Source organism: Lawsonia intracellularis PHE/MN1-00 (assembly GCF_000055945.1).
GTDB classification, from domain to species: Bacteria; Desulfobacterota; Desulfovibrionia; order Desulfovibrionales; family Desulfovibrionaceae; genus Bilophila; species Bilophila intracellularis.
This window is the reverse complement of the sequence record NC_008011.1, coordinates 714,963-741,140: the sequence shown is the minus strand read 5'-3', so window position 1 is coordinate 741,140 and position 26,178 is coordinate 714,963. Positions and strand designations below refer to the sequence as shown.

Genomic DNA, 26,178 nt, shown 5'->3' with positions numbered 1-26,178 from the left:
TTATGCAGCAGTATATTATTTTTATTCCCATTATCATATATTTGGGACTTACTTTTTTTATTGCACTACTGACAAATAAACATCTTACTATAACAAATTCAGATACATTTATTAAAGAGTACTTTATTGGAAGCCGCTCTATGGGTGGTTTTATTTTAGCAATGTCTATTATAGCAAGTTATACAAGTGCAAGTAGTTTTATTGGTGGTCCTGGAGCTGCTTATGAGTATGGATTAAGTTGGGTTTTACTTGCAATGATTCAAGCTCCTGTTGCTTTTTTAACTCTTGGAATCCTTGGGAAGCGGTTTGCTATTATGGCACGAAAGGTAAATGCAGTAACATTAGTAGATTTTCTTCGTGTTCGCTATCAAAGTGATATTCTTGTTGTATTTTGTTGTATAGGGCTACTTACATTTTTTATGGCAGCAATGCTTGCACAGTTTATTGGTGGAGCTAGGCTTTTTCAAACCATAACTGGTTTCTCTTATGAGTATGGTCTTGTCATTTTTGTTCTTACAGTGACATTTTATACTGTTGTTGGTGGGTTCAGGGCGGTAGTAACGACAGACGCGTTACAAGGTATAGTTATGGCTATTTCTTCTATACTTATTTTATGTGTTGTTATTTATAATGGTGGTGGGATAGAAAACTGTATTCTTACCCTAAAGAATATAGATCCTGGACTTATTACTCCAACAGGGCCAGATGGACTTCTATCTCCTACTCTTATGTTTTCTTTTTGGATACTTATTGGTTTTGGTGTTCTTGGTCTCCCACAAACTGCTCAAAAATGTATGGGTTATAAGAATTCATATTCAATGCATAAAGCTATGATCATAGGTACAGTTGTTATTGGATTTATGCTATTAAATATACACTTAGCAGGAGTATTCGGGCGTGTTATTATACCTGATTTATCTATAGGAGATTTTGTTATGCCATCTCTTATAGTAAAATTACTTCCAGAATTTTGGGCAGGATTATTCATAGCAGGTCCATTAGCAGCTATTATGTCAACTGTAGATACAATGCTTTTGTTAGCATCAGCAGTTATCGTTAAAGACGTCTACATTCACTATAAATGGAAAGGTGATATTTCGTCTGTTTCTCAAAAACATATTAAGCAAATAAGTACTGGATGTACATTGTTATTAGGTTTACTTGTTTTTGTTCTAGCGTTAGATCCTCCAATGCTATTGGTATGGATTAATCTTTTTGCTTTTGGCGGCCTTGAAGTTGTATTTCTTTGGCCAATTCTTTTTGGAATATATTGGAAAAAAGCAAATGCTACAGGAGCAATTTGTGCTATTATTACAGGAATGATTACTTTTTGGAGTATAAGTATTTTTAATTTTTCTTTTGGAAATGTTTATTCTATTGTTCCTTCTTTACTGTTATCTGGTATAGCTTTCATTATTGGTAGCTATCAGGGACAGCCTACATCAAAAGAAATCCTTTGGTTATTTTGGGGTGAAAAGGAGTAATTACTACTAGTTATATATTATTTTGTTATAACAACAGTATTTTTTATTTTATTATTACATATTAATTAATATTCGTAGGACTACTTTTTTATATGGCACTTACTGATTGAAATTATTCATTATAGATATAACTTATCTTATATTTATAGTATAACATATTTTTTAATATAAAATATCATGAGATATAGTTATCCTTACTGGAAGAAATAACATTAAGTAGATTTTTAACACTAATTTCATATTTAATTATTAATTATAATGTAATAAAAGCAATATGTTGTGGCAACTATGACATATACTATCCATAATTTGCACTGTAGAGGTTGCGCTATTCGCATAGAAGAGCAAATACAGTCTTTACCAGGAATATCATTTGCTTCTATTGATGAATTAACACATCATCTTGTTATAGAAGGTAGTGCCCCAGACTTAATAGAACTTAATAAGATAGCAGGTGAGATTTTACCTGGAGTTTATTTTGAACCTTATTCTACTAATGCAATAGATGAAGAGGTTTCGTGGCCTCCTTCACTATGGATAGCTAGCCTTTTCTTTATTATTGGTATTCTTTTTCAAGAAAAATTATATAAATTTTCCCTTTCAGTTGTCACAGATGCAATTTTTTTTGGTATACCATATGTTTTATGTGGATGGAGTGTTTTACTACAAGGTTTGAAGTGTGTATTACGCAAAGATTTTTTTAATGAATTTACCTTAATGGGTGGAGCTACGCTTATAGCTATTGCTCTTGGAGATTTCTCGGAAGCTGTGGGAGTGATGTTTTTTTATCGTATTGGTGAATACATTCAAGAAAGAACATTAATAAAATCTAAAAAGTCCATTAGGGCTTTACTGGCAACAAAACCTTCTATTGCACATTTAGTGCAAAAAAATCATATACAAGATGTTTCTCCTGAATCTCTGCAGCCTGGAGCTAATTTGCTTGTAAGACCAGGAGAAAAGATACCTTTGGATGGCATTGTAGAATCAGGTACTTCACAAGTTGATACTTCTCCTCTCACTGGAGAGTCAGTACCGACTGTTGTACATGTTGGGAGCCAAGTCTTTGGTGGAACTATTAATATCATGGGTTCATTAATTATAAAAGCTACAGCAACTTATAAGGATTCTTCTATATCCAGAATGTTAGAGTTGGTTGAAAATGCAGTAGCACGGAAAGCACCTACAGAGAGGTTTATAACACGCTTTGCAAGGTATTATACTCCATTAGTTGTTTTATCTGCTATTTTAGTAGCAATATTACCTCCATTGTTTGGACTAGGAACTTTACAGGAGTGGATATATAGAGGATTAATTTTAATTGTCATTTCTTGTCCTTGTGCACTCCTTATTTCTATTCCACTGGGGTATTTAGGTGGAATAGGTGCTGCTTCACGTCAAGGTATTCTTGTTAAAGGTGGAAGTGTATTTGATGCTCTTCAAAAAATTAAAATTGTAGCTTTTGATAAAACAGGAACATTAACTAAGGCAAGATTTGAAGTTACAGGGATACTTCTTAATAAAGGAGTCTCTCGTGAATATTTACTACAGTCGGCAGCAATGGCTGTAACATACTCTTCTCACCCTATTGTTCGTCCTATTTTAGATATTGTTAATCAAAAACCTCAGGTAAGTGGTATAGCATTAAAAGAAATCCCGGGGAAAGGTATTGTTGCAACATATAAAGAGACATCTCTTGTTGTTGGCAATGAAACCTTGTTAAGGGAACATGGTTTTGAGCCTATTATCGTAGATAGGCCTGGCAGTATCATACATGTTGCTAGGGATGCTAACTACCTTGGTGTTATTGTTGTTACTGATACATTAAAGTCGGATGCGGTAGAAGCTATAAGATGTTTAAAAAAATATGTTAATAAAGTGGTTATGTTAACAGGAGATCGCCCTGACTCTGCTGAAGGTATAGCAAAAATTATACAGGTAGATGAGTATAGGGCAGGGTTATTACCTGAAGATAAGGTTGCTGTGATAGAGTCATTTGGGCCTATTGAGCAAACATTATTTGTAGGAGATGGTATTAACGATGCTCCAGTTTTAGCTTATTCAGGTGTTGGTGTAGCTATGGGTAAATTAGGAGCAGAATCAGCTATTGAAGTAGCTGATGCAGTAATTTTAGATGATTCACCAGTACGTGTAGTAGATCTTATACGTATTGCACGAAAAACATACATTATTGTTTTACAAAATATTATACTAGCGTTAGGGATAAAAACTGTTATTATGGGGTTTGGTATAGCAGGCCTTTCTACATTATGGGAAGCTGTATTTGCTGATGTAGGTGTAGCATTATTAGCTGTTTTTAATTCAACTCGAGCTGGTAAATTAAAAAACTTTTAAATAATAAAAAAAGTGTTGGTTTACAGAAGATATGTAACTATTATAATTCATTTGCTTTTAGCCAAGCTTTGTTTGCTTCTTTTTTTTTCCCTTGTGCCTCAAGAGCTCTAGCAAATTCAATCCAGTTTGATTTAATATCTGGCCGTTGAGCAACACATTGACGAGAAAGAGTTTCAGCAATTTCGGGATCTTCACCACTATCTAAATACATTTTTGCCATAAGCATAAGTGTAGTTGTATCATGTGGATTATATAATAGTGCCTGATGAAGATATTCTCTTGCTTTTTCTTTTTTCCCCTCTTTAAAAGCAAGCATTGCAAGATGCCTATATGGTAATGCATGTTTTTTATTTATAGATAATGCCTGGTTATAATATTTTATTGCTTCTTGAGTATTATTTGTAGACTCTGCAAGAGCCCCAAGTCTAATAGCTGCATATAGATGTGTTGGACATAGTGTAAGACAGTTATGGAAGTATTGAGTCGCAGATGTAATATCTCCTAAGTTCTGGTATGTCATACCAAGATTATAGGAGATCATTGGTTCTGTTGGTAAGAGTTGGAGTGCTTCCTTAAAATGTTTTTGGGCTTCATTGTAGTGTCCAAGGCTTGCAATACAAACACCTAGTGAATTCCGTGCTAAAGCATTATTTTTATCTGCAAGTAGAGCAAGTTTATATTCTTCAATAGCACTGAATAAATCTCCCCTACAGTGTTTTTTGTCAGCACTGATATTTATAGCTAGTGAGTTAAATATCCCTACATGAGGGGGTGGTAGAAGAAGAGCATATTCCAATGCTTTGCGACAACATTCTAAAATGTCTAGTGGTTGTAATGTTAGAAAAGGCCAATAGGCAATACCTACGCTTAAAGTTATATTTAATTCTTGAGAAATTTTTGTAGATAATGCTGTGTAATGTGCATAAAGTGATTCAGGTTGAGTATTAGTATGGAAGAAGATAAGACTATTAAGTGCAAATCGTCCACCAAATAATTCGCTATCATTGAGGTTATTATTTAATAAATGACATTTTACTGCTATCTCTTTGATATAGTGGTTTATTTGTTCTTGAGATGTACTATTTAAAGTTTTATTAGCTGTATGAATAATGGCTAAAGAAAATTGAGTATATTTTCTATAAGATTCTGAAAATTTTGTTACAAAGTCAAAATGTTGAAGGAGACCTGTTGTGGGATCTAGTTTATGTGTTTTTATTTTTTGTTGCCTTTCATAAGATTTTTCTTGTAATAAACTATGTTCTTCATCAAGGAGTAGGAGCATATCTCCAATTTCGAAAGGTTGTGTAGGATCTCCAAGGTAAACTATTTCTGCTATACTACTGGTTTCTTTTACTTCAAGCAGTACAATTTCTCCTTTATAGATGGGAATATGATTTTCTTTTAGCTTTTTAGGATTATGATAATGTGTTGTCCAAACAGAAAAATGTTGTCCTTCATAGGCTCCAATTTCTCTTCCTAAATTTATAGCGACTTGTGCTAATGGTAGAATTTGACAAATTTCTCCTCCTTCATAAAGAAGGCTTCCATATCCCATAATATTTTTCCCACCATGAAAAAGTCTGGAGTAAGCTGTTTCAGCAGCAAGTCCTGCTTTATGTAGGATGAGGTTAACATGGGTATCCATAGTAACTTTTTTTGTTCTATCCATGTCTTGTGGATAAATAGCATAGCCTGCATGAGGGCTAATACTGATATAACGGTCAGTTAGGGGAGAAGGTTTTTTATATTGATTTAAACAAAAAAGGATTTTGCTTGCGATAGTATCACATTGAGATCTATTTGTTTCTGGTATTAGTAATGCAAATTCATACTCACCAGTTCTTGCAGGAATTGTATGGTTAGGTATGGATTGTATAAAAATATCAGCAAGATCAGCAATAATATTTTCTACAAAGTTATAGCTTATTTCGTGGGTTAATTTAGATAGTCCATTAAAACGAATGATTATAACAGCTATACTGCTTTTATAATGAGTTGTTTCTTCTACTCCACCATATCTGTTATTATTGAGTGAGGACTGGATAAGCTCTATTTCTTCTGTAAGCAATTGGATAAAATTTTGGCGTGTCATTAGGCCAGTAAGAAAATCAAGTTGTGCTTTTTTATGAAGTTCAAGTTGTGCTAAAAATAAAGTAGTTAACCCTGGCAGAACAGGGAGTAACATCTCTGTTAAGGTAGGATCAGGATTACGAATCATGACAACGCCTAATAATTCGTCTTTGTACCAGAATGGAAGAAATAGTTTTTGTTCTTCGGGAAGCCATTCAGGATTTTTGGGGAGATGATGCTGTGGAAAGTAAATAGCATAATTTTTAAAAGGAAGGATTAATTTAATACTATTACATAGTTGTTGTTCAAACTTTAGTAAGTCCCAACGTACTAAAGAATAAGTATTATTGAGAGGAATAGATATCTTATTATTTTTGCTCATGAAGATTTTAAATAAAGTAACAGGTTATAGCTAAAGATTATAGATATAGTATAATATAAAAATAATCTTAACTTGGTAAGTCTGATATGAAGACTATGTATTAATTTTAATAACTAAACTTAGTTATACGGTTTACTTATAGGTAGTTACTAACTAATATAGTATAATTTTTGTATAGTAAATAATACTAAGTTATATCATATTGATATTATGACATTATTGTTATTATCCTTAGTTTTTGGTTATTACAAAAAATTTTAAGAATCTTTTTTAGTTGTAGAAGTTATAACAAATTTTGATTAATTAATATTAAGGTTAAAATAATTTTTATATGTGAGTTAAGTAAGTTCCACAGAGAGTACTTTAATACATATTAAGATAACTACCTATATTGGACTAATAACACGCTCATCTTTTGTATTTTTTATATTTTGATATATAGCAAGAAGAAGCAGTATATTATACAGGTTAATGGGTTAGAATAATACTTTAATATTATCTATCCATTTTGTATTATTTTATTATCATAATATTGATGGGAAGTCATTTTAGAAATATTCTAATGTTTTAATGTAGCAACTAGTTTTTACTTATTATTTGTTATAATAGTCCTTTTATGATTTTATGTTTCACATATGTTATTCTTTATCAAGCTCAAGATGTGGTATGTATAACTGAAAGGTATACAAGATTTTTATAGTATGTTAATTAGTATATCATACCGTGATGGTAATATATAGAGATTAATTTGTTTACCTTTGCTATTTTTATGATATAATTAGTAATATATATATATATAACCTATTGATTGACGATAGCTTCGTCTTTAGGAGAATTTACATGGTTAAGGAACGTAAGGATATAATAACTTTTCTAGGGAATCCATTAACTCTTATGGGTAATCCTGTTTCTATAGGGGAAAAGGCACCAGACTTTACAGTTCTTGCAAATGATCTCTCTCCTCGGACTTTAAGTGACTATGCTAATAATATATTAATATTAAGTGCTGTCCCCTCATTAGATACAGGAGTATGTGATATAGAAACACAACGTTTTAATAGTGAGGCAGCAAAACTTGGTGAAAAAGTTCGTATCTTAACTATTAGTTGTGATTTACCTTTTGCACAAGCACGTTGGTGTGGAGCTACTGGTGTGAGTGCAGTAGAAACACTTTCTGACCATAGAGAACTTTCCTTTGGTTATGCATATGGTATAGCTATTAAAGAGTTGCGCTTGTTAGCACGGGCTGTCTTTGTTGTTGATACAAACGGGATGATTACCTATCAAGAAATTGTTCCTGAGATGACACACGAGCCTAACTATACTGCTATCTTTGAAGCAGTTAATACTGCGAGTTAACTAACTAGTCTATTAATTAACATAATTATTGCCCAGTTTTCAGGATATCTTTAAACTGGGCAATTGCCTATATTTATAAAGGAATTTGTAAGAAAACATATAACTAATAAGTCAGATTTTTTATTATAAGCAATGATTAGATAGCAGTATGTTAATGGAGTAAATCATAAATGGATTTCATTGAATTACAAAAAAATTTAGGATTTATTCTATTACCATTGTCGTATCTTTATACTCTAGTTATGAGAATACGTAGAGCTATTGGAAAGATAGGTTTATTGGGTCGACTAGATCCATATTGTCCATGTATTTCTGTAGGTAATATTTCTTGGGGAGGTACAGGAAAAACTCCAGTGATCGACTGGTTACTCGATTGGGCAGAACAAAAACAGTTATCAGTATCTGTTTTAACAAGAGGATATAAGTCGGATAATAGTTCTACTATATTACCTTTATATGTAAAGCCTCACCATAAGCCCAAAGAAGTTGGTGATGAACCTCTTATGTTAGCTTTAGAGCATCCAAATGCATCTATTTTAGTAGATCCAAATAGAATTCGTTCAGGAAGATATGCTGTACAAGTATTAAAGCCAGATTTATTACTTTTAGATGATGGATTTCAGCAGGTTGGTGTAAAAAAAACTCTAGACTTTGTATTATTAAGTGAGGAAGATTTAACAAAACAATGGAATAGAGTTATTCCAGCAGGCTCATGGAGAGAAGGTAGCCAAGCACTTGAGGATGCAAGTGCTTTTCTTATCAAGGCAGATAAGGAAAAAATGCAATCACTTTTGCCTATTATTCAAAATAGATTATTTCATTTTGGTAAACCAGTCTTTAGTTTTTATTTAAAACCAGTTTTATTAAAAGGAGCAGGTTTGTCAGAGGCAGTAACAGCTAAAGAGTTTGCTGGCCGCTCATATATTTTAGTTACAGGTGTGGGGAATCCAAATCAGGTATTACATACAGTTGAGTCATATTTAGGTTATTCTCCAGAAACTCATATCATTTTTTCTGATCATCATAGATATACTTTTCAAGATATTAATCGACTTCTTTCTTTTAATCTTCCTATTATTTGTACAATGAAAGACTTTGTAAAACTGCAGTGGTTACCTGTTAGTGAACTTTGGGGATTACAAGTAAAAACAGTATTTGAAGGATATTTGTGGTCAAAGTATAGTTTCCCACAATGGTTAGCTGCATTGTGGGATGAAAAGCATCATAATATTGTAGATTCGTTAGGGGAAGATATAGAGGATTACAAAGGATTTAATAGTTCGGTAACACTATTTTTTGAAGAGCAGGGAGAGGAAAGTATCCCTCCAGAGTATGAGCAATCTATTCAAGATAAGGCTGTCTCTAATGATTTAATTATTTTTGATGATGAACGTAGTGACGTTGATGAAGTTAGTGTTATACAGAACAATAACAATGTAGAAGTACAACATACTGATGATCATGAAGAGATAGATAACATGAGGACTACTGTTATACTTCCAGAATCTCCCCAAAACCTTTATCATGGTAGTCATGTTATGGATGAAGCTACTTTTTCTAATAAAAGAGAAAGAGATATACTACGTAATGATAGTAATGATAATAACAGTGAAAGAGCCACCTGACATAGAGTGGTGGAAGGTAATAGATGAAAAGAAGTCAACATCGCTCTCAAAAAACAAAAGATAATACATTGGGACAAAAGACAAGTAAGATACAAAAACATAAACCTAAAAGCTATATTACTCGTCAAAGTGTTCAGCCAGGTAGTAAAATAAATGGATTACACATACTAAGCTTACTATATAATTCTGATCATCCTTTAAGTAGTAATGAAATCATTACACGTTTAAAAATTACTAAGCAAAAAAAACAAGCTTTAGAATTAGTATTAAACGTGTTACAGAAACAAGGTCAGATAGTTTGTACAAAAGGTGAGAAGTGGGCAATAGCATCACCTATGCAAAAAGTTATAGGGACGTTTGTAGTACAGCGCTCTGGAGCAGCGTTTGTTATTGTTGATCAACAGAATACACAAAAGCCATATTCAGATATTTTTATCCGTCCAGAACTTCAAAATGGTGCATGGGATGGAGATAAAGTTCAAGTTATTGTCTATCCTACTAAGCATGGTAAAAACTTTGAAGGCCAGGTTGTACAGATCCTTGAAAGACCTCGTAAAGAAGTTATTGTTCGTGTTAGCCAGAAGCATGAGAAAGGAGGGGTTGTTTGCTATCCTGTAGACTCTAAGCTTAATGTACTATTCATTGTAGACACATCAAAGTTACCTGAAAAACCCATTGAAAATGAGCTATTAGTTATTATACCAACTCCAAATACAAATGGTGAGTTATTGATGGGTATTGCTCAATACTCACTGGGGGTTGAAGAGGATGTTCGAGTACAAGAAAAAGTTGTGAAACTTAACTATAATATTCCATGTGAATTTCCTTTACATGTATTAAAAGAGGAAAATGTTGCAAAAGACCTTTTTATTAAGAGTAAAGCAGTATTCTATAATGTTCCCTATCAGAAATATGATGATATTTCACAATGTTCTACAGCTATAAGGCAAGATTTAAGAGTAATAGACTTTGTAACAATTGATGGTGAAGACGCTAAAGATTTTGATGATGCTATTTGTGTTTATCCAACAGATATTGGGTGGGATTTATGGGTTGCCATTGCTGATGTGAGTCATTTTGTCAGAGCAGGTTCATTATTAGATAGTGAAGCATTAGCACGAGGGAATTCATATTATTTCCCATGCTCTGTAGAATCCATGTTGCCAGAGTTTTTATCTAATGATTTTTGTAGTTTAAAGCCAAAAGAAGAACGTTTAGTAATGGCTACAAAAATTTCTTTTGATAATGATGGGAAAACTAAGAATGTAATATTTTTTCCTGGAGTGATATCTTCTCGGGCACGTCTTACATATGAGCAAGTACATTTAGCTTTGGAAGTTAAAGAAATAAGTCGACTCCCTGGGGGAATAGATACCCTGTCAATGCTTAATAATGCAAGTGAGTTAGCTAAAGTATTACAAGCTAATCGTATAAAAAGGGGAAGTTTAGAGTTTGATCTTCCAGAGACACGTTTTTTAATTAATAAAGCAACCCGTCGAGTCATAGGAGTTATACGTCAAGAACGTTTTTTTTCTCATCAATTAATAGAAGAGCTTATGTTAGCTGTAAATGAAGCTGTTGCTACATTTCTTCATGATAAACAAATTCCTTTTTTATACCGTATACACCCAGAGCCAGATATTGAGCGTCTAGAAAAACTTTTTCGGATATTAGCGACTACAGACTTAGCTTGCCAATTGTCAGGTAGTCCTGATGCAAAGAAGTTGGGGGGTATTTTGGAAGAAGCAGAAAATACTCCTCAGACATTTTTGATTAGTCGTATGGTATTACGTTCAATGATGCAGGCAAAATATTCTCCTGAACCTGGAGAGCATTTTGGCTTAGCATCTCCTTTATATTGTCATTTTACATCTCCTATCCGTCGTTATGCAGATTTACTTGTGCATCGAGCTGTTAAGTTTGCTTTAGGAGATACTCAGAAACATATACCCTTTGGGCAACAGCTTTTTAGTATTGCAGAACAGTGTAATTCACATGAACGTGTAGCTCAAGAGGCAGAGAGAGAAATTACTAAGCGGTTAAGTTGTCTTGTCCTACAAGGAGATGAGGGTAAAATTTTTGAAGCTATTGTCACAGGAATAACAGATTTTGCTTTTTTTGTGGAATTAATATCTATGCCTATAGAAGGTATGGTAAGGCTTGCATCGCTAAAGGATGATTGGTTTGAGTATAATCAGGATAGACAAGAACTTCTTGGTGTAAGGACAGGAAAACGTTTTTATTTAGGACAACGTCTAACTGTTAAAGTAAGTTCTGTGAATATATTAAGGTTAGAAATAGAGTTTGAGTTACATATGATGCAACCTACTAGTGGAGAAAATATTAAAAAAGGTAGGACTAAGGCAAGGAACTATTATAGGCAAAAAGAAAAGGTAAGAAGTAGCAATAGTTCTTTTAGAAAGAGAAAGAAAAAAAGTTCTTCTTTACATCAGAAAGGACAATAGTGTTAAAGAATAATAGGTAATGTTATAGATAGGGTGAAAAGAGCCAGCTGGCAGCATTACGTAATCGTATGGGGAGAGACGGTAGTTTTGTATGTTCAGTCAGTTGGTAGGATTGAGATTTTTTTTTATCAAAGAATTCAATTAAATTGTTAGTAAGTGTTGTACTAAAATTTTCTACTACAAGTTCAAAGTTAAGATTTAAACTTCGTGGATCAAGGTTGGCGGATCCCATTAATGTATAATCATTATCAATAAGTAAGAGTTTTGTGTGTGCAAAGGGTGGTGGTTGTAAAAAGAGATGTATATTTTTATCTACAAGTTGAGGAGCCTGATGGGCCATTGCCCACTGTAGTAAGTAATGATTATTTTTTAATGGAATGATAATATCAACAGTTACTCCTCGTAATACTGCACTTGCTAAAGCTTCGCTTAGTTGAGGTGTTGGCAAAAAATAAGGGCTCATAATACGGATATTTTTTTGTGCAGATGAACTCATAGCACAGAATAAATCATGGATTGTTTCATGAGGAGAGCCTGGACCATCAATAATTAAACGACATAGTGTTGATCCTTGTTTTTTTATTGGATCAAAAGGGATACGAGCAGTTTCACCTGTAGTGAAACTCCAGTCTAATAGAAATGCAATCTCGAGTTGTTTAGCAATTGGGCCTGCACAATAAAAATGTATGTCTTGGACACGGTTAGACTTTTTAAGAGTTACTAAGTGATGTTGTGAGATATTCATTCCCCCAGTGAATGCAATATTGCTATCACATACAAGAATTTTTCTGTGATTACGCAAGTTTATAGATAATTTGGGAGGTAGTAAGCTTGGTGATAGGAAATAGGCTAGCTTAATTGCTGGATGTAATTTTTCCCTCCAACTTTTTATAGGGAAGAACGAGCCAATACCATCAAGTAATATTTTTACCTCACATCCCCTAATCGCAGCTTCATTTATAGTTTTTATAAAGAGTGTTCCAACAAAGTCGTTCCCAAAAATAAATGTAGAAAGATATACTCGATGGGTAGCTTTTGAAATAGCTTCAAGCATTTTGGGGTATACTTCTTCTCCATTATAAAGTGGATAGACATTATTTCCTCCTACAACATAATGATCAGAAATTTTTTGTCCTGGCATAGATAGCTTTGCTATATTTACAGGAAGAGTTTTGCTATCAATGAATCCTTGAGGATCCTTAACAAAAAAGCCAGTATGGAGATCTTTTTTCCCACCTAAGACCTTATAAGCTGCTTTTCCCATCAAAAGACTTGCTCGACTATCAACACGAGCAATACCAAATAGCCAGTAAAAGATTATTCCTGGAATTGGGAGCATAAAAATTATAGCAATCCATCCAAATGCAGATTTTGAGTCTTTTTTATGGAGTAATGCCTGTGCGGCAGTAAAAATAGCTAAACAATAAATAACAATAATAGAAGAAAAAAAGATAAAATTCATAGTAATATTAGAGTACAATAATGTAGGTTAACTATAAGAATAATATAATTATATTTATATATTATAGTTAGGATACATTATATCAAGATAGAAATACATCATACCATAATTTTAAATAATAATAATAATAATAATAATAAATTACATTGAGAAAAATGAATAGAAATTTTCTTTTTTGAATAATTTTTTAATATATAATATTATGGATGAAGATTACGAAGAACACGACATGGATTTCCTACAGCAAGTACATCAGATGGGATACTTTTAGTAACAATAGAACCTGCACCAATGGTTGTATTATTACCTATAACAACTCCTGGTAAAATAATAGAGCCACCTCCTATCCATACATTATCTCCAATCTTTACAGGATTAGCAGTAGCATTATAGAGTGGTGCATCATTTTTATTAGGAGCAAGTCGTTTTCTCTCTTGTACAGATATTGGATGGGTTATAGTATAAATATTTACACAAGGGCCAATAAGAACTCCTTCGCCAATAGTGATATTGTTATAGTCAAGAAAAACACAATTCATATCAATAAATGTGTTGTTTCCAATGTTAATATTAAAACCAAAAGAACAAAAAAATGGTGTTTGGAGACGTACTGTTGGACTAACATAATTAAAAAGTTGTTTTAAAATCGAAAGTTGTTGCTCAGGTCTTTCTGGCTCAAGAGCGTTTAAAGTTTTTATATATCGTTGAGCTTTTAAAGACCTTTCATAAATTTCGTTATCTTCAGATTCAAATTCATAGCCAGATAGCATTTTTTGTAATTCTGTCATAATTTGATTCTCTTTTTATTTTATTAATAATAACGAATAGTTAAATATACTTTGTACAGTATGATACTATTAAATATATAGAAGATTAAACCAAAGACAGAATGTATTAAAAAAATGTTATTTTCTAGCTTGTTAGAATTAATACTAATAAGGTAACTTGTAATCTACATTGACAATCAGCGTGTTGAATTATATTTTTATATCAGATATTTTTTTATGTTATCATGTATTTTGGTTTCTCTATTCTTTCCCTTTAGAAATTAGTCAATGAAAATAACACAAGTCAGATTAATCTATTTAACTCAGAGTGTTTTTGTATGAATCAAGATATAACAAATAAAATTCGTTATAAAGCGTTAACGTTTGATGATGTTTTATTAATTCCTGCATACTCTGAGGTTACTCCTGATAAAGTAAATATTTCTGCTTGGTTAACACCATCACTATTGCTAAGTATCCCATTTATTTCTGCTGCAATGGATACTGTTACAGAGTCTGCTATGGCAATCTCTATGGCAAGAGCTGGAGGTATAGGTATTATTCATAAGAATATGAGTATCTCTAGGCAAAAGATGGAGGTAGAAAAAGTTAAAAAGTCTGAAAATGGTATGATTCTTGACCCAGTGACTGTTCGGCCAGAGGATACAGTTGAACATGCACTTGAACTTATGCAGCTATATAGAGTTTCAGGCTTACCTGTAGTACAAGATAAAACGCTTATAGGTATTGTTACAAATAGAGACGTTCGTTTTGTTGAAGATCTCTCCAATACTTTTGTTCACGAAGTAATGACACGTGAAAATCTTGTTACAGTTCCTGTTGGAACTACATTAGATGAAGCAAAACATCATTTGCATATGCATCGCATTGAGAAGTTATTGGTTGTTAATGAAGCAGGGCAACTAGCAGGATTACTTACAATGAAGGATATTGATAAAATACAAAAATATCCTAATGCATGTAAAGATGACAAAGGTCGCCTTTGTGTGGGAGCAGCAATTGGTGTGGGTTCTGATTGTGAGGCTCGAGCAGAAGCATTACTTATGGCAGGAGTGGATGTTCTTGTTTTGGATTCTGCACATGGTCACTCAAAGAATATTCTTCATGCTGTAAAAGTAATAAAGCATTCTTTCCCTAATTGTCAGCTCATTGCAGGAAATGTTGCAACATATGAGGCTGCCAAGTCTTTACTATTAGCTGGTGCCGATGCAATTAAGGTTGGTATTGGTCCAGGTTCTATTTGTACTACACGTGTTGTTGCAGGTGTTGGTGTTCCTCAAGTAACAGCAGTAATGGAGTGTTCTAAGGCTGCAAGGGAGATGGATCGGTGTTGTATCAGTGATGGTGGAATTAAATTTTCTGGAGATGTAGTTAAAGCACTTGCTGTAGGTGCCAATACAGTTATGGTTGGTAGTCTTTTTGCTGGAACTGAAGAAAGCCCAGGAGAAACAATTCTCTATCAGGGAAGAACATATAAAATTTATAGAGGAATGGGTTCTATTGATGCAATGAAAGATGGGAGTTCCGATCGATACTTCCAGGACACAAATAAGAAACTTGTTCCCGAAGGAATAGTTGGGCGTGTTCCTTATCGTGGTCCTGTATCCGACACAATTTATCAACTTGTTGGAGGTTTATCTTCTGGTATGGGATATTGTGGTGCATCAGATTTAAAAACACTATTTAATACTTCTCAACTTGTGATTATTTCCTCAGCAGGTTTACGTGAAAGTCATGTGCACGATGTTATTATTACAAAAGAAGCCCCTAATTATCGAGTAGATACTCCCTAGTTACTTAATAGATATAACTAGTTATTTTATATCGTTAAATTTACTATTAAATTTGTCTTTATCTACTCATTTTTAATACAACAATATGACTTAATATAGTTAAAGGTAACAAATGCAGAATAAAGTTATTGTGATAGATTATGGTTCACAATTTACTCAGCTTATAGCACGTCGGATACGTGAGTTAGGTGTATATTCTGAAGTGTATCCTTGTACTGTTAGTAAAGAAGTTTTAGCTTCTTTACAACCATCAGCGATTATTTTGTCTGGGGGACCCGCAAGTGTAGGAGCATCTGATGCCCCACAGTTAGATGATATTATCTTTGATTTTAATGTACCTATTCTTGGTATTTGTTATGGAATGCAACTTATTGCTCAATGCTTTGGAGGAATTCTTGCATATTCACAAACACGTGAATATGGTCCTGCTGAGTTTATACTAGAAGGAAACTCTATTCTTTGGGATGGTATTAGCCATAAACCTTTCTCTCGTGTCTGGATGTCTCATGGTGATACTGTAGAGTTTCCACCTCCAAACTTTACAGTTATTGGGAGAACAAACACACTTAACGTGGGTGCAATCGCAAATGAAGAGAAAAAGGTATATGCTGTACAGTTTCATCCGGAAGTTTCTCATTCAGAAGATGGAGAACAAATTATCCGTAACTTTCTTTTTAAGATAGTAGGTATTGCTCCTGATTGGACTATGTCTTCATTTATAGAAAAGATTATCACACAAGCACAGAAAACGATAGGGGATGGAAACGTTGTTTGTGCATTATCTGGTGGTGTAGACTCTACAGTTGTAGCTCTTATATTAAACCAAGCAATTGGTAAAAGACTTCATTGTATTTTTGTTGATAATGGTTTGTTGCGTGAAGGAGAAAAGGATGAAGTTATTTCTTACTTACGTGAACACTTTGATTTAAATCTTATTTTTGTCCAAGCACAAGACCGTTTCCTTAAACAACTAGAAGGTATTCAAGATCCTGAAGAAAAAAGAAAAATTATTGGTCATACTTTTATTGATGTCTTTGATGAAGAGGCAAGAGCAATTGGAAAAGTAGACTTTTTGGCACAAGGAACATTATATTCAGATATAATAGAATCTATCCCTCATAGAGGTTCAAGTGTTGTTATAAAGAGTCATCATAATGTTGGTGGACTTCCAGAAAAAATGTCTTTGAAACTTATAGAACCTTTAAAAGAACTATTTAAAGATGAAGTCCGTAAAGTTGCTGTAGAGCTTGGATTACCAGATTCCATTATTTGGAGACATCCCTTTCCTGGTCCAGGCCTTGCCATCCGTATTATAGGTGAAGTTACTCAAGAGCGTTTAACTATATTGCGTAAAGCAGATAAAATTGTTGAGGAAGAACTCAAAAGTTTTGGTTGGTATAAAAGAATTTGGCAAGGTTTTGCAATTCTTTTACCTCTAAAGACTGTTGGTGTTATGGGGGATGGAAGAACATACGAAAATGTCATAGCATTACGTTGTGTTGATAGTAGAGATGCTATGACAGCTGATTGGGTTCGTTTACCTTCACAACTTTTGGAAACTATCTCTAAACGGATTATAAATGAAGTAAAAGGTATTAATAGGGTTGTATACGATATTTCGTCTAAACCTCCTAGTACAATTGAGTGGGAGTAATATATTAGATAACTACAGATAGTTCTTGATACCTTATAGAAAGACTTACTTTGTTGACTTGATATGTATTACAATGTAGGTCTTTTTATTATATCTTTTTATAGTAGTTAGCTGTTTAGTATAGTTATATTTTACTGGAGTACCTTTAATTAAAGTGAAACTTTTTAGTTATGAGTTATAGATTTTCTATCTTTTCCTTTAGTATAAAGAGAGTTATAGGAAAAGGAAGGTAATTCAAAAAGTTTAAATAGGGTAACAATTTTTTTATATTAGGAAAATTGTATGTTTGGTATTGGTGGTACAGAACTTCTTTTAATTTTACTTGTAGCATTACTAGTCCTTGGACCAAAAAGTATTCCCCAAATTGCAAGGACATTAGGAAAAGCTTTAAGAGAATTTAGGCAAGTTTCTTCAGAATTTCAACATACTCTTAATACTGAGATAACATTTGAAGAGCATGAAAAGAAAGTTAAAGCAGGTAACACCGTAAGTAGTGTAAAAAATAATGTAGATAATAATGAGACAACAATATCTGAAAGTCCTTTATCTACAAGCGACACACTATCTACTTCATTTGTGTCTTCTAATGATAAGGATGATGGCAAACATTCTCTTAATAAAGAGCAGGCTGAGAAGGCATCTATATGAAAAAAGAGTCTTCAATACAAGATAATATGATGAGTGACTCTGGAGCAATAAAAGATACTGATAGCAATATGTTATTAGATAGCTCACAAGAAAAATTTGTAGAAAGTATGCATGGAGAACAAGAGCAGGCATATCTTCCAGGTATAACACCTCCAGTAAATAATACATCGCTCATAATAACTGCAAGTGGAAATGGAGGAAACAATAATGGTGGAGGGATACCTCCAACAATGTCTGATGATGATGAGAAACCATATGGAATGCCTTTGTTAGAGCATTTATCAGAATTAAGGAAAAGGCTTACTAAGTGTATTATTGTTATTGGAGTAGTATTTATCACATGTTATAGTATATCAGATATACTATTTCATTATCTTGCTCTCCCATTAATAACTGTAATGCCAGCAGACACAAAATTGATTTTTACTAGTGTCCCTGAGGGTTTTTTTGTATATCTTAAGATAGCTTTTGTTGCAGCACTGTTTATTACTAGTCCTTATATTTTTTACCAAATATGGTTATTTATATCCCCAGGGCTTTATGATGAAGAGAAAAAGTATATTTTGCCACTATCTATATGTTCAGCTGCATTTTTTTTAGGAGGTGCGGCATTTTGTTATTTTTTTGTCTTTCCTTTTGTTTTTGTTTTTTTTATGAGCTATTCTACAGATACTATTGTAGCAATGCCATCTCTTAGTAATTATTTGTCTTTTTCTCTCAAGATGTTAGTTGCTTTTGGTCTTATTTTTGAAATGCCTTTATTTGCATTTTTTCTTGGTAAAATGAACCTTATTAATGCTGAAAAAATGCGTTCTATACGTAAGTATGCTATTCTTGTAGTATTTATTGTAGCAGCTATACTTACACCTCCTGACGTTTTTTCTCAAATACTTATGGCTATTCCTATGTTGATATTATACGAGTTGAGTATATGGGTTGTTGCATTGTCAGCAGGACACAAAGAAAAAAGAAAATAGTCAATAAATTACTTTAGAGAATTATATTGAACCAAGCCTTATCTAACAATAGATAGATAGTAAGCAGGATAGAATTTAGATTATCAAAATTATGGGGTATAATTGAGGAGTGTTAAATTTATGAATAAAGTGATACAGTTAGGATTTATCCTAATGATAACAAGTAGTTTACTTGGGGCTTGTGGGCAACAACTTGTAGAAATTCCTGAAGTATTACCTAAGGTAACAATTGGTGTTGTAGGACCTATACAGCCTATGGGAACAACAGATCTTTTAGCTGGTTATATACCAGAAGATCGTGGTTTTGCTACAGAGGAAAACCTTATAGAACTTCGCTCTTTGATTATAGATACGCTAAGAGCACAAACTAAACGTGAATATGAATTTATTCCAGCAGCTGATGGTGCAGATCCTACAATTACACGTATGGCTGGAGTTAATAGTGCACTAGAATATTGGGTTGCTGTAGGAAAACAACTAGGTGTAGAGTTTTTGATTATACCTTATGTTTTAAGTTGGCATCCTAGAGAGGGAAGTAGTGCAGGTGTGACATCTTCTGCTGAGTTGACTATAGATTTTTTTCTTATAGATACAAAAGGAGAAGGAGCATTACTAGGAAGATCTCACTATAGCGAGAAGCAAGTAGGACTTGCAAGTAATCTTTTAACACTTAATAAATTTATCAAACGTGGTGGTAAGTGGGTTACTACAGAGGAGCTTGCAAAAGAAGCTATTGAAAAAATGATTAAAGAGTTTAGGCTATAGGAGTTTTAGTAAATTTTTTAAGTAAATAGAATTAGAGTCAAGATGCAAGAGTAATTTTTTTGTTTTCTATATAGTATAAGTTACTTTCAGGGATTGTTTCAAGAAGTTGTTTTGCAATATGAGGGTGACATGTAAAAAAAAGAAGCTGATGCCCCATATGAAGTTCTTGAGAAGAGTTTGTTAATTCTACAAAGGTACTAATTGTATGTTTTGCTCTTTCAGGATCAAAGTTGACTAGAATATCATCCATAATAATAGGTAATGGACTTGCTTGGATGGCATGATTATGGATATGTGCAAGACGTAGTGCCAAGTAAAGTTGTTCTTGGGTTCCCCTACTAAGAAGCTCTGGCTTTATAGGTTCTCCATGAGGTGGTAATATACTAAGTGACATTTCTTCTAATGAAGAGTTGATGCCTATCCATTTCCCTCCAGTAATAGTACTAAAAATATGGGATGCAATACGTATAATTTCAGGCTGACGTTCCTGTTCAAAGTGAGACTTTGCTTCAATTAAAAGCTGTTTTGCTAGCGCATAACAACTCCATTTTTTTGCAATGTTTTGCATAGAATGTACTATAGAAGCTTGTTTTACTTTCATTTGATATAGAGTATCAGATGAAATAAGATTTTCTAAACGTATTTCAAGTGTGCGTGCTTGATTAGAAAAATTATCTATACTTTTTTTATTATCAATAAGTCGTGATGAAACTTCATTCAGTTCTACTTCTAAATCTTTTTTTTCTATTTCAGAAAATGATTGTAAAAACATATTGAAATCAGGATAGGATTTGTAGGAAGAAATATCTTTAGCAGCTAATCTTAGAATAGCTTCAATTTCTTCTTGCTGCTTATAAAGCTCTTCTTGTTTTTGTTTAATGATATCGTGTTGAAAGAAAGTCTCTGTATCATCTACATTGGCAAGTTGGAGTAGTCTATAGACAGATTGGTTTGCGTCATCGAGGATGAGTTGAGTATATTTTACTTCATTTTCATATTCGCTTTTTTGTTCTTCAAGTGTTTTCTTTTCATTAGATATTAATGTGGCATTGGTTGCATCTTTAAGGAGTTGATCAAGAACTGTAATCCAGTCATCACTGTTTGGAGTATAGCCTAACTGTTGACAAAGGTGTTTTAGTGGGAGAACAAAAGCATTTTTTTCGTTTTGTTGATGTTCAAGTTTATTTTGGATTTTTATCATCTCTTGGTTTAACAATGCAATATGATCCATTTGTTTGAACATATTTTTTATTGCATCAGGCGCCAAGTTAGGATCCAACATAAGATTACTTAGATTGTTGCTCCAGGCTGAACAAGTCTTATCGTATTTAGTCTTGGAATGTTCATACTGTATTTTTAGTTTTTGTAAGTAATCTATAAGGTATTTAGTGTGTGCTTGTGCTAACTGTAAATCTTCTAAAGCTTGTGTATAGCTATTATTTAATTCATCGTCTTGATGAGAAGTTAAGATATCTTTTACTGCATTAATCAAAGCCGGTATAGAATCACAGTCAATAGAAGAAAGATACTCCCCTAAGGTTTGATTTACAAAGTTTTTAAAATTTTTGTAATAAGATTCAAGTTCAGCAATATCATTATTCAATAGTTCTATAGTAGACCATAAATTACATGCTGTTTCTACACGTGCAAAGAATGCAGTAACTTGTTCTGGTTTAGGAACAAACTGTATTCCAAACTCCAAAACATATTCATACCAAGTATTTTTAGCTAAAATAACATCTGCTAGTTTTTGCTCATGTTCTTTTTTAGCCACATCTATTTGTTGATAAAGTGATTCAATCTCTTTTTGATATTTATTATGTTCTTGCTTTAAATGTTCTTTCTTATCATATAATTCTTTTTTTTGTTCTATTTGGTAATTTAACTTCTCAATATTTTCTAAAGAGGGTGTTTCTATACGCAGCTCATTACAAATAGTATAAATTTTATTTTGAAGTTCAGTACATTTGGATAGAGCCTTTTCATGTCGTGTATGTAATTGTTTTGTAATAGTAGAATTTTTAGTTAGTGGAAGGTAATTATAGAATAGTTTTTTTAAGATAATGACAATTCCTGAACTTAAAAAGAAGTAGCCAGACCATAGAGGTAGCAGGATTATTATGTTTTGAGAAATAGGCAATATATTACTATTCATTAAGTGTTGAATACTAAATATTCCACAACCAATAAGACTAGAAAGAATTCCTATTACAATAGACCGTGAGCTTTTGTTATTGAAGTTATTATTTGCAACTTGTAGTTGATAATAATCTTCTATTTCTTCAGCACGTATTTTTTCTGTAGAAAAGATGTGTAGTAATGTCCGTAAGGTATTTATTTGAGAATAGATTGAAACAATATCTTTTGTATCAACATCCCCTAACTGTTGGATCTGTTCTTCTATTTGTTTTGAGTGGAGTTTTAGTTGGTCCACCTTTTGTTTAGTTTGAGTTAATAAATTATTAGCTTGTATTTCTTCTAATGCTTTTTCTTGGATGGTGTTAACCATTTCTATAGCAGAGTTTTGTTCATTTAACAGCTTTAGAAGTGTCTCTATTTTATTATATTTAGGATGTAAATGAAATTGGGTTAAAAGATTTTTGAAATCTTCATAAAGAGAATTATAGCGACTTTTTTTCTCTGGTAAATAACGTTCAGCTTCTTCTATCTGTATAAGCATACGACTAAGGATGTCTTTGTTTGTATCACTAAGGACAGTCTGTAATGAAGGAAGAGATTCATAGATTTTTTGTTTTTCTATTTCTTCTTGTTTTGCAACTTCCAATTCTTCACATATATTATTATATGCTGTGGCTGCAGCATCATATGCTTCTTTAGTTAGCTCTATTTCAACAGAAAGGCGTTCAAGTTTTTCACGTACAGATATAGAGCGATCAATTTTGTTTATTTTTTCAATAGACCAATTTTTACCAAGTATTAATAATTCTTGGTTAAGAGATTCTTTTGTTTGTTGTAGTTTTGCTTCTAAGGCAGGAATATCTATAAGGGCTGTTTTATAGGTTGATTTATGTTCAGCAATAGTTTGAAGTTCTTTATGAATACACAATATGTCATGATTTATATGACATTGTTGAATTTTATTCAGTGTATTGTTAAGACGGGTTCTAGCAAGGGTAACTTCACGTGCGGCATGTTCTTTTTTTTCCAGTGCACGTTCCATTCTAGCTGCACCATCTTGTGGAAATGATGCAGATATGGGAGGAAGGTGTTCAAGGCGTGTCTGTATAAGGCGCCATTCTTCCCATTGATGCCAAATATCAAGACGTTTTTTTAAATGGTATTGTTGTTGTTCTAATTCTTTGGATTTAGAATGGAGACTTTCAAGGTTTAATGTAATTTTTTTTAATTCAAGTGCATAATTATCGTAGTTTGCAGCTTCTTTTTCGGCTTCTATAAGTTGTTTGTTAATCTCTTCCCAGTCATGTAAGTGTTCAGCTATAGGTTGTGTTGAACCTTTAGGTTTGAAGAGTTCATTCATAGTATTATCAAGTGACTTGATAACTTCACTTGGGGACTGTAAACCAGTACCAAAACTTGCTCCATAGAGTGCATTCCGGATATTATCAGTACTAAGCGTTTCAAATGATTGAAGTTCTGAGAGGCTAAATCCATAGATATTTGTATAAACTTCAGGGGTAATACCACTTAATAAGCGTTCCCATAGTGTAATATCTATGGGGGTTCCATGTTGATCTATAATTACTGGTCCTTTATTAGGACGTCGAGTGATATGGATATTACCATAGTTAGTATCAAGAACTAAACTTCCTCCTTGAAGTCCATGTCCATTTAGATAGTTTTTGATACGATTGTTTTTTCTTTGTGGATAGCCCATAAGTGTAAGACGAAAAAAGTCCAAAAGCGTTGATTTTCCTGCTTCATTGTTTCCAAGAAAAATAGAAAATTTCGGTGAAAGATTTGAAATTGTTTGGTTATGAAAGAATCCAAACGAATCTATATGGAAGGAGTGGATACGCATTAATTATTCTCTAAAAGTTCGACACAAAGACGCTCAGCTTCTGTTAAAAGTTGTTTAAATTCTAGCTGGTTAGGATAGTTAAGAATTTTCCGAAGTTTATGATGTGAAAACAGTGGAGCAAGAGCTGTTGTATGTATTTGTTCTATATTTTCTAATTCATTAATTGATTTTGAAAGTCGTACAACTTCACCTAGTAAGTCTTCTCTTTCTAAAAGTTCATGATAATACTTTGGAGATGTGGTTAACAGTTGAATGTCTTTAATCCAAACTGGTTGGGAGCTACTAGCTACATCCCTTAGCCTTTCAAGAAGGTCATTCAGATTATTCCCATATCTTAACAGAGGATCAAGTGATGTACAACCTGTAAAAGAAAGGCGAAGAATGAGCATCTGCCAGCCAGGAGTAAATGTAGCTATAAGCTCATTAAGAGCATTATGAAAAGTATCTTCTATATAATCAAGGGATAGTGTGTTAGAGATATCTTCTTGAAGAGTAGGTTGGTTAGTATCTCCAAGTTGAATAGTAAGTGTGTGCCATAATACTGGCCCAAGTGTATAAAATTTTTTGTATAGAGTAAGTTTTGAGCCTTGTTGTTTAGTTGTGACAAGGACACATCCTTTTTCTCCTTGCTCATGGATATGAAGGCCTTGTGTACATCCAGGGTACACTATAAGGGGATCTTGTGAAATTTCTTGATATTCATGAACATGTCCAAGTGCCCAGTAATCCATGCCTGCATCTATAAGATTTTTTGTTGAGCAAGGAGCATATCTATCATAGTGTTGTGGACTTCCTACAGTGCAATGAAGCATAGCTATGTGTAAACATGTATCTTCTGTTCGATGGAATTGTAGAGCAAGATTCTTACTTTCTTTATTTGAAGCATGACTTATACCATATATTCGAGCAAGGAGTGTACCATCTTTGGCTGTATAGGGTACATTTGTTACCTCTGTATCAAAAATAGTGACATTTTTAGGCCAAGTGATAGACTTCATTCTTGAGGAGTAAGGATCATGATTCCCATGAACAATAAAGACTTGTATTCCTTCTTTTTCTAAGGTGTAACAGCCATCTCTTAATGTAAGGATAGCACGGATACTATAATCTTCTTCGTTATAGATATCACCAGAAAGTAATAGAAAGTCAGGACGGTGTGTAATACATAATTGTATAAGACGGTTAAAAGCTACAAAAGTGGAGTTATGAAGTATTGTAGCTAAGTTTGAAGGAATATCTTTTGACAGACCTGAAAATACAGTATCTAGATGGAGATCAGATGCATGTATAAAACATAATGGATAATTTTGCATGGTTTTTTGTATAATATATAGCTAGGTGAGATTAGTTCATGGTAGAATATTTATTTTATAGTTCATCTAGTGCAGATGTTTCACCAGCTTTTAGGCGTGTTGCGATATCATATAGTTTGCTAAGATCATTATTAGTTGGATGAAAAGTAAGCCCTTTTTTTATATAGTCAAATGCACGTGTAGGTTCATGAGATTTAATAAGCGCTTTAGCAATAAGATAAAAGAGTCTTTCTTCGTCCTTATAGTATGTTAATGCTTCTGTGAAAGCTTTATCAGCTTCAGATATTTTTTTTTGTTCTAGTAATTTTATCCCAAGGTTAAAAGCTTGATCTAAAGATTGCTTTCTTTCTCTAGTTTTTAAGTATGTTTCTTTTTCTTGATCTTCAATAATTTTTTTGTATGTTTCTGATAAAACAGTAAAGAGTTGTTTTTCCTGGCCAGGTTGGTAAGTTATAGGGGCTGGCAAATATTTCTGTATTAATGCATCATGTAATAGTAGTTGAGAACCTTCCCTTAAAAGGCTGCGTAATTCTGTAGGTGGTGGCGTGCTAGACTTTACGATACCTTTGAGACCTGCTACAGCTACACCAAGAGCTCTAATTGTTTCGTTACGTGAGTAGTAGAGCTTGATACGACTAAGTTGTTCTTTTATCTTTTGAACATCCATAAGCTAATACCTATTGTTAAAGGAGTGCCAATAGAGTTGTCTTACAATGTATTTGCCGTAAATTTTTAGGATATGCAAGAAGATCTTCAAAACTAAAGATATGTTTTTTTAGTAGCATGGTGTTCAGATATATATATATATAGTAAAATAAGCTATATTTTTTAGTTAAGGATAACATTTAGTTATAAGATAAATGAAAAATTTTTATATATTAATTAGTAAGTTTAACTTTTACTTTTTTTGATATATATGACACATACTCTGAAGTTATTTTTTAAGAGTTAGTTAAATCCAATTTAAGTATACTAAATACAAATAATGTCCTCAGGTATTTCTTATTAAATCTTCTTATTAATATTTTATGTAAAGAA

The 26,178-nt window shown here is 32.9% G+C and carries 16 protein-coding genes; 10 read left to right on the top strand and 6 right to left on the bottom strand.

Annotated elements, in window-relative coordinates:
- The first annotated feature begins 2 nt into the window (after nt 1-2).
- Together panF and LI_RS03280 are read left to right on the top strand one after the other, a co-directional pair.
- Nucleotides 3-1,484 (top strand): sodium/pantothenate symporter, encoded by a 1,482-nt coding sequence (gene panF, locus LI_RS03285; RefSeq protein WP_011526682.1) that lies wholly within the window; start codon nt 3-5, stop codon nt 1,482-1,484.
- 288 nt (nt 1,485-1,772) lie between these two features.
- A complete protein-coding gene (locus tag LI_RS03280) occupies nt 1,773-3,839 on the top strand; it encodes a heavy metal translocating P-type ATPase (RefSeq protein ID WP_011526681.1) in 2,067 nt (688 codons plus the stop codon).
- Between the two features lie 40 nt (nt 3,840-3,879).
- On the opposite strand, the gene LI_RS03275 is transcribed toward LI_RS03280, so the two are convergent.
- Nucleotides 3,880-6,291, bottom strand: coding sequence for a tetratricopeptide repeat-containing diguanylate cyclase (locus LI_RS03275; protein WP_011526680.1), 2,412 nt, complete (start codon nt 6,289-6,291; stop codon nt 3,880-3,882).
- A gap of 840 nt (nt 6,292-7,131) precedes the next feature.
- Between LI_RS03275 and tpx the strand changes: the two genes are divergently transcribed.
- The 3 genes from tpx to rnr all read left to right on the top strand — a co-directional run bounded on the left by tpx (nt 7,132) and on the right by rnr (nt 11,740).
- Nucleotides 7,132-7,650, top strand: a complete 519-nt coding sequence (gene tpx / locus LI_RS03270; protein WP_011526679.1) for a thiol peroxidase — start codon at nt 7,132-7,134, stop codon at nt 7,648-7,650.
- A gap of 170 nt (nt 7,651-7,820) precedes the next feature.
- On the top strand, nt 7,821-9,275 hold the full coding sequence (gene lpxK / locus LI_RS03265) for a tetraacyldisaccharide 4'-kinase (protein WP_011526678.1): 1,455 nt from the start codon (nt 7,821-7,823) through the stop codon (nt 9,273-9,275).
- A gap of 23 nt (nt 9,276-9,298) precedes the next feature.
- On the top strand, nt 9,299-11,740 hold the full coding sequence (gene rnr / locus LI_RS03260) for a ribonuclease R (protein ID WP_011526677.1): 2,442 nt from the start codon (nt 9,299-9,301) through the stop codon (nt 11,738-11,740).
- A 22-nt stretch (nt 11,741-11,762) separates the two neighbouring features.
- On the opposite strand, the gene LI_RS03255 is transcribed toward rnr, so the two are convergent.
- Together LI_RS03255 and LI_RS03250 are read right to left on the bottom strand one after the other, a co-directional pair.
- Nucleotides 11,763-13,202 (bottom strand): phospholipase D-like domain-containing protein, encoded by a 1,440-nt coding sequence (locus tag LI_RS03255; protein WP_011526676.1) that lies wholly within the window; start codon nt 13,200-13,202, stop codon nt 11,763-11,765.
- 200 nt (nt 13,203-13,402) lie between these two features.
- Nucleotides 13,403-13,990 (bottom strand): sugar O-acetyltransferase, encoded by a 588-nt coding sequence (locus LI_RS03250; protein ID WP_011526675.1) that lies wholly within the window; start codon nt 13,988-13,990, stop codon nt 13,403-13,405.
- 317 nt (nt 13,991-14,307) lie between these two features.
- On the opposite strand from LI_RS03250, the gene guaB reads away from it, so the two are divergent.
- The 5 genes from guaB to LI_RS03225 all read left to right on the top strand — a co-directional run bounded on the left by guaB (nt 14,308) and on the right by LI_RS03225 (nt 19,827).
- A complete protein-coding gene (gene guaB, locus LI_RS03245; RefSeq protein ID WP_011526674.1) occupies nt 14,308-15,783 on the top strand; it encodes an IMP dehydrogenase in 1,476 nt (491 codons plus the stop codon).
- Between the two features lie 112 nt (nt 15,784-15,895).
- Complete coding sequence (gene guaA / locus LI_RS03240) at nt 15,896-17,437, top strand: glutamine-hydrolyzing GMP synthase (RefSeq protein WP_011526673.1); 1,542 nt, start codon at nt 15,896-15,898, stop codon at nt 17,435-17,437.
- A 282-nt stretch (nt 17,438-17,719) separates the two neighbouring features.
- Entirely contained in the window at nt 17,720-18,085 is a 366-nt protein-coding gene (gene tatB / locus LI_RS03235; RefSeq protein WP_011526672.1) for a Sec-independent protein translocase protein TatB, read from the top strand.
- A gap of 260 nt (nt 18,086-18,345) precedes the next feature.
- On the top strand, nt 18,346-19,062 hold the full coding sequence (tatC, locus tag LI_RS03230) for a twin-arginine translocase subunit TatC (protein WP_414738635.1): 717 nt from the start codon (nt 18,346-18,348) through the stop codon (nt 19,060-19,062).
- A 120-nt stretch (nt 19,063-19,182) separates the two neighbouring features.
- Nucleotides 19,183-19,827: a hypothetical protein gene (locus tag LI_RS03225; RefSeq protein ID WP_011526670.1), complete on the top strand. Its 645-nt coding sequence runs from the start codon at nt 19,183-19,185 to the stop codon at nt 19,825-19,827.
- Between the two features lie 37 nt (nt 19,828-19,864).
- Here the strand turns inward: LI_RS03225 and LI_RS03220 are convergent, their stop codons facing one another.
- From LI_RS03220 to LI_RS03210, 3 genes are read right to left on the bottom strand one after another with little or no spacing between them, the layout of a single operon-like run.
- A complete protein-coding gene (locus LI_RS03220; protein ID WP_011526669.1) occupies nt 19,865-23,827 on the bottom strand; it encodes an AAA family ATPase in 3,963 nt (1,320 codons plus the stop codon).
- Nucleotides 23,827-25,140 (bottom strand): metallophosphoesterase family protein, encoded by a 1,314-nt coding sequence (locus LI_RS03215; RefSeq protein ID WP_011526668.1) that lies wholly within the window; start codon nt 25,138-25,140, stop codon nt 23,827-23,829. Before LI_RS03215 ends, LI_RS03220 begins: the two co-directional genes overlap by 1 nt.
- 55 nt (nt 25,141-25,195) lie before the next feature.
- Nucleotides 25,196-25,807, bottom strand: coding sequence for a tetratricopeptide repeat protein (locus tag LI_RS03210; protein WP_011526667.1), 612 nt, complete (start codon nt 25,805-25,807; stop codon nt 25,196-25,198).
- Between the last annotated feature and the right edge of the window lie 371 nt (nt 25,808-26,178).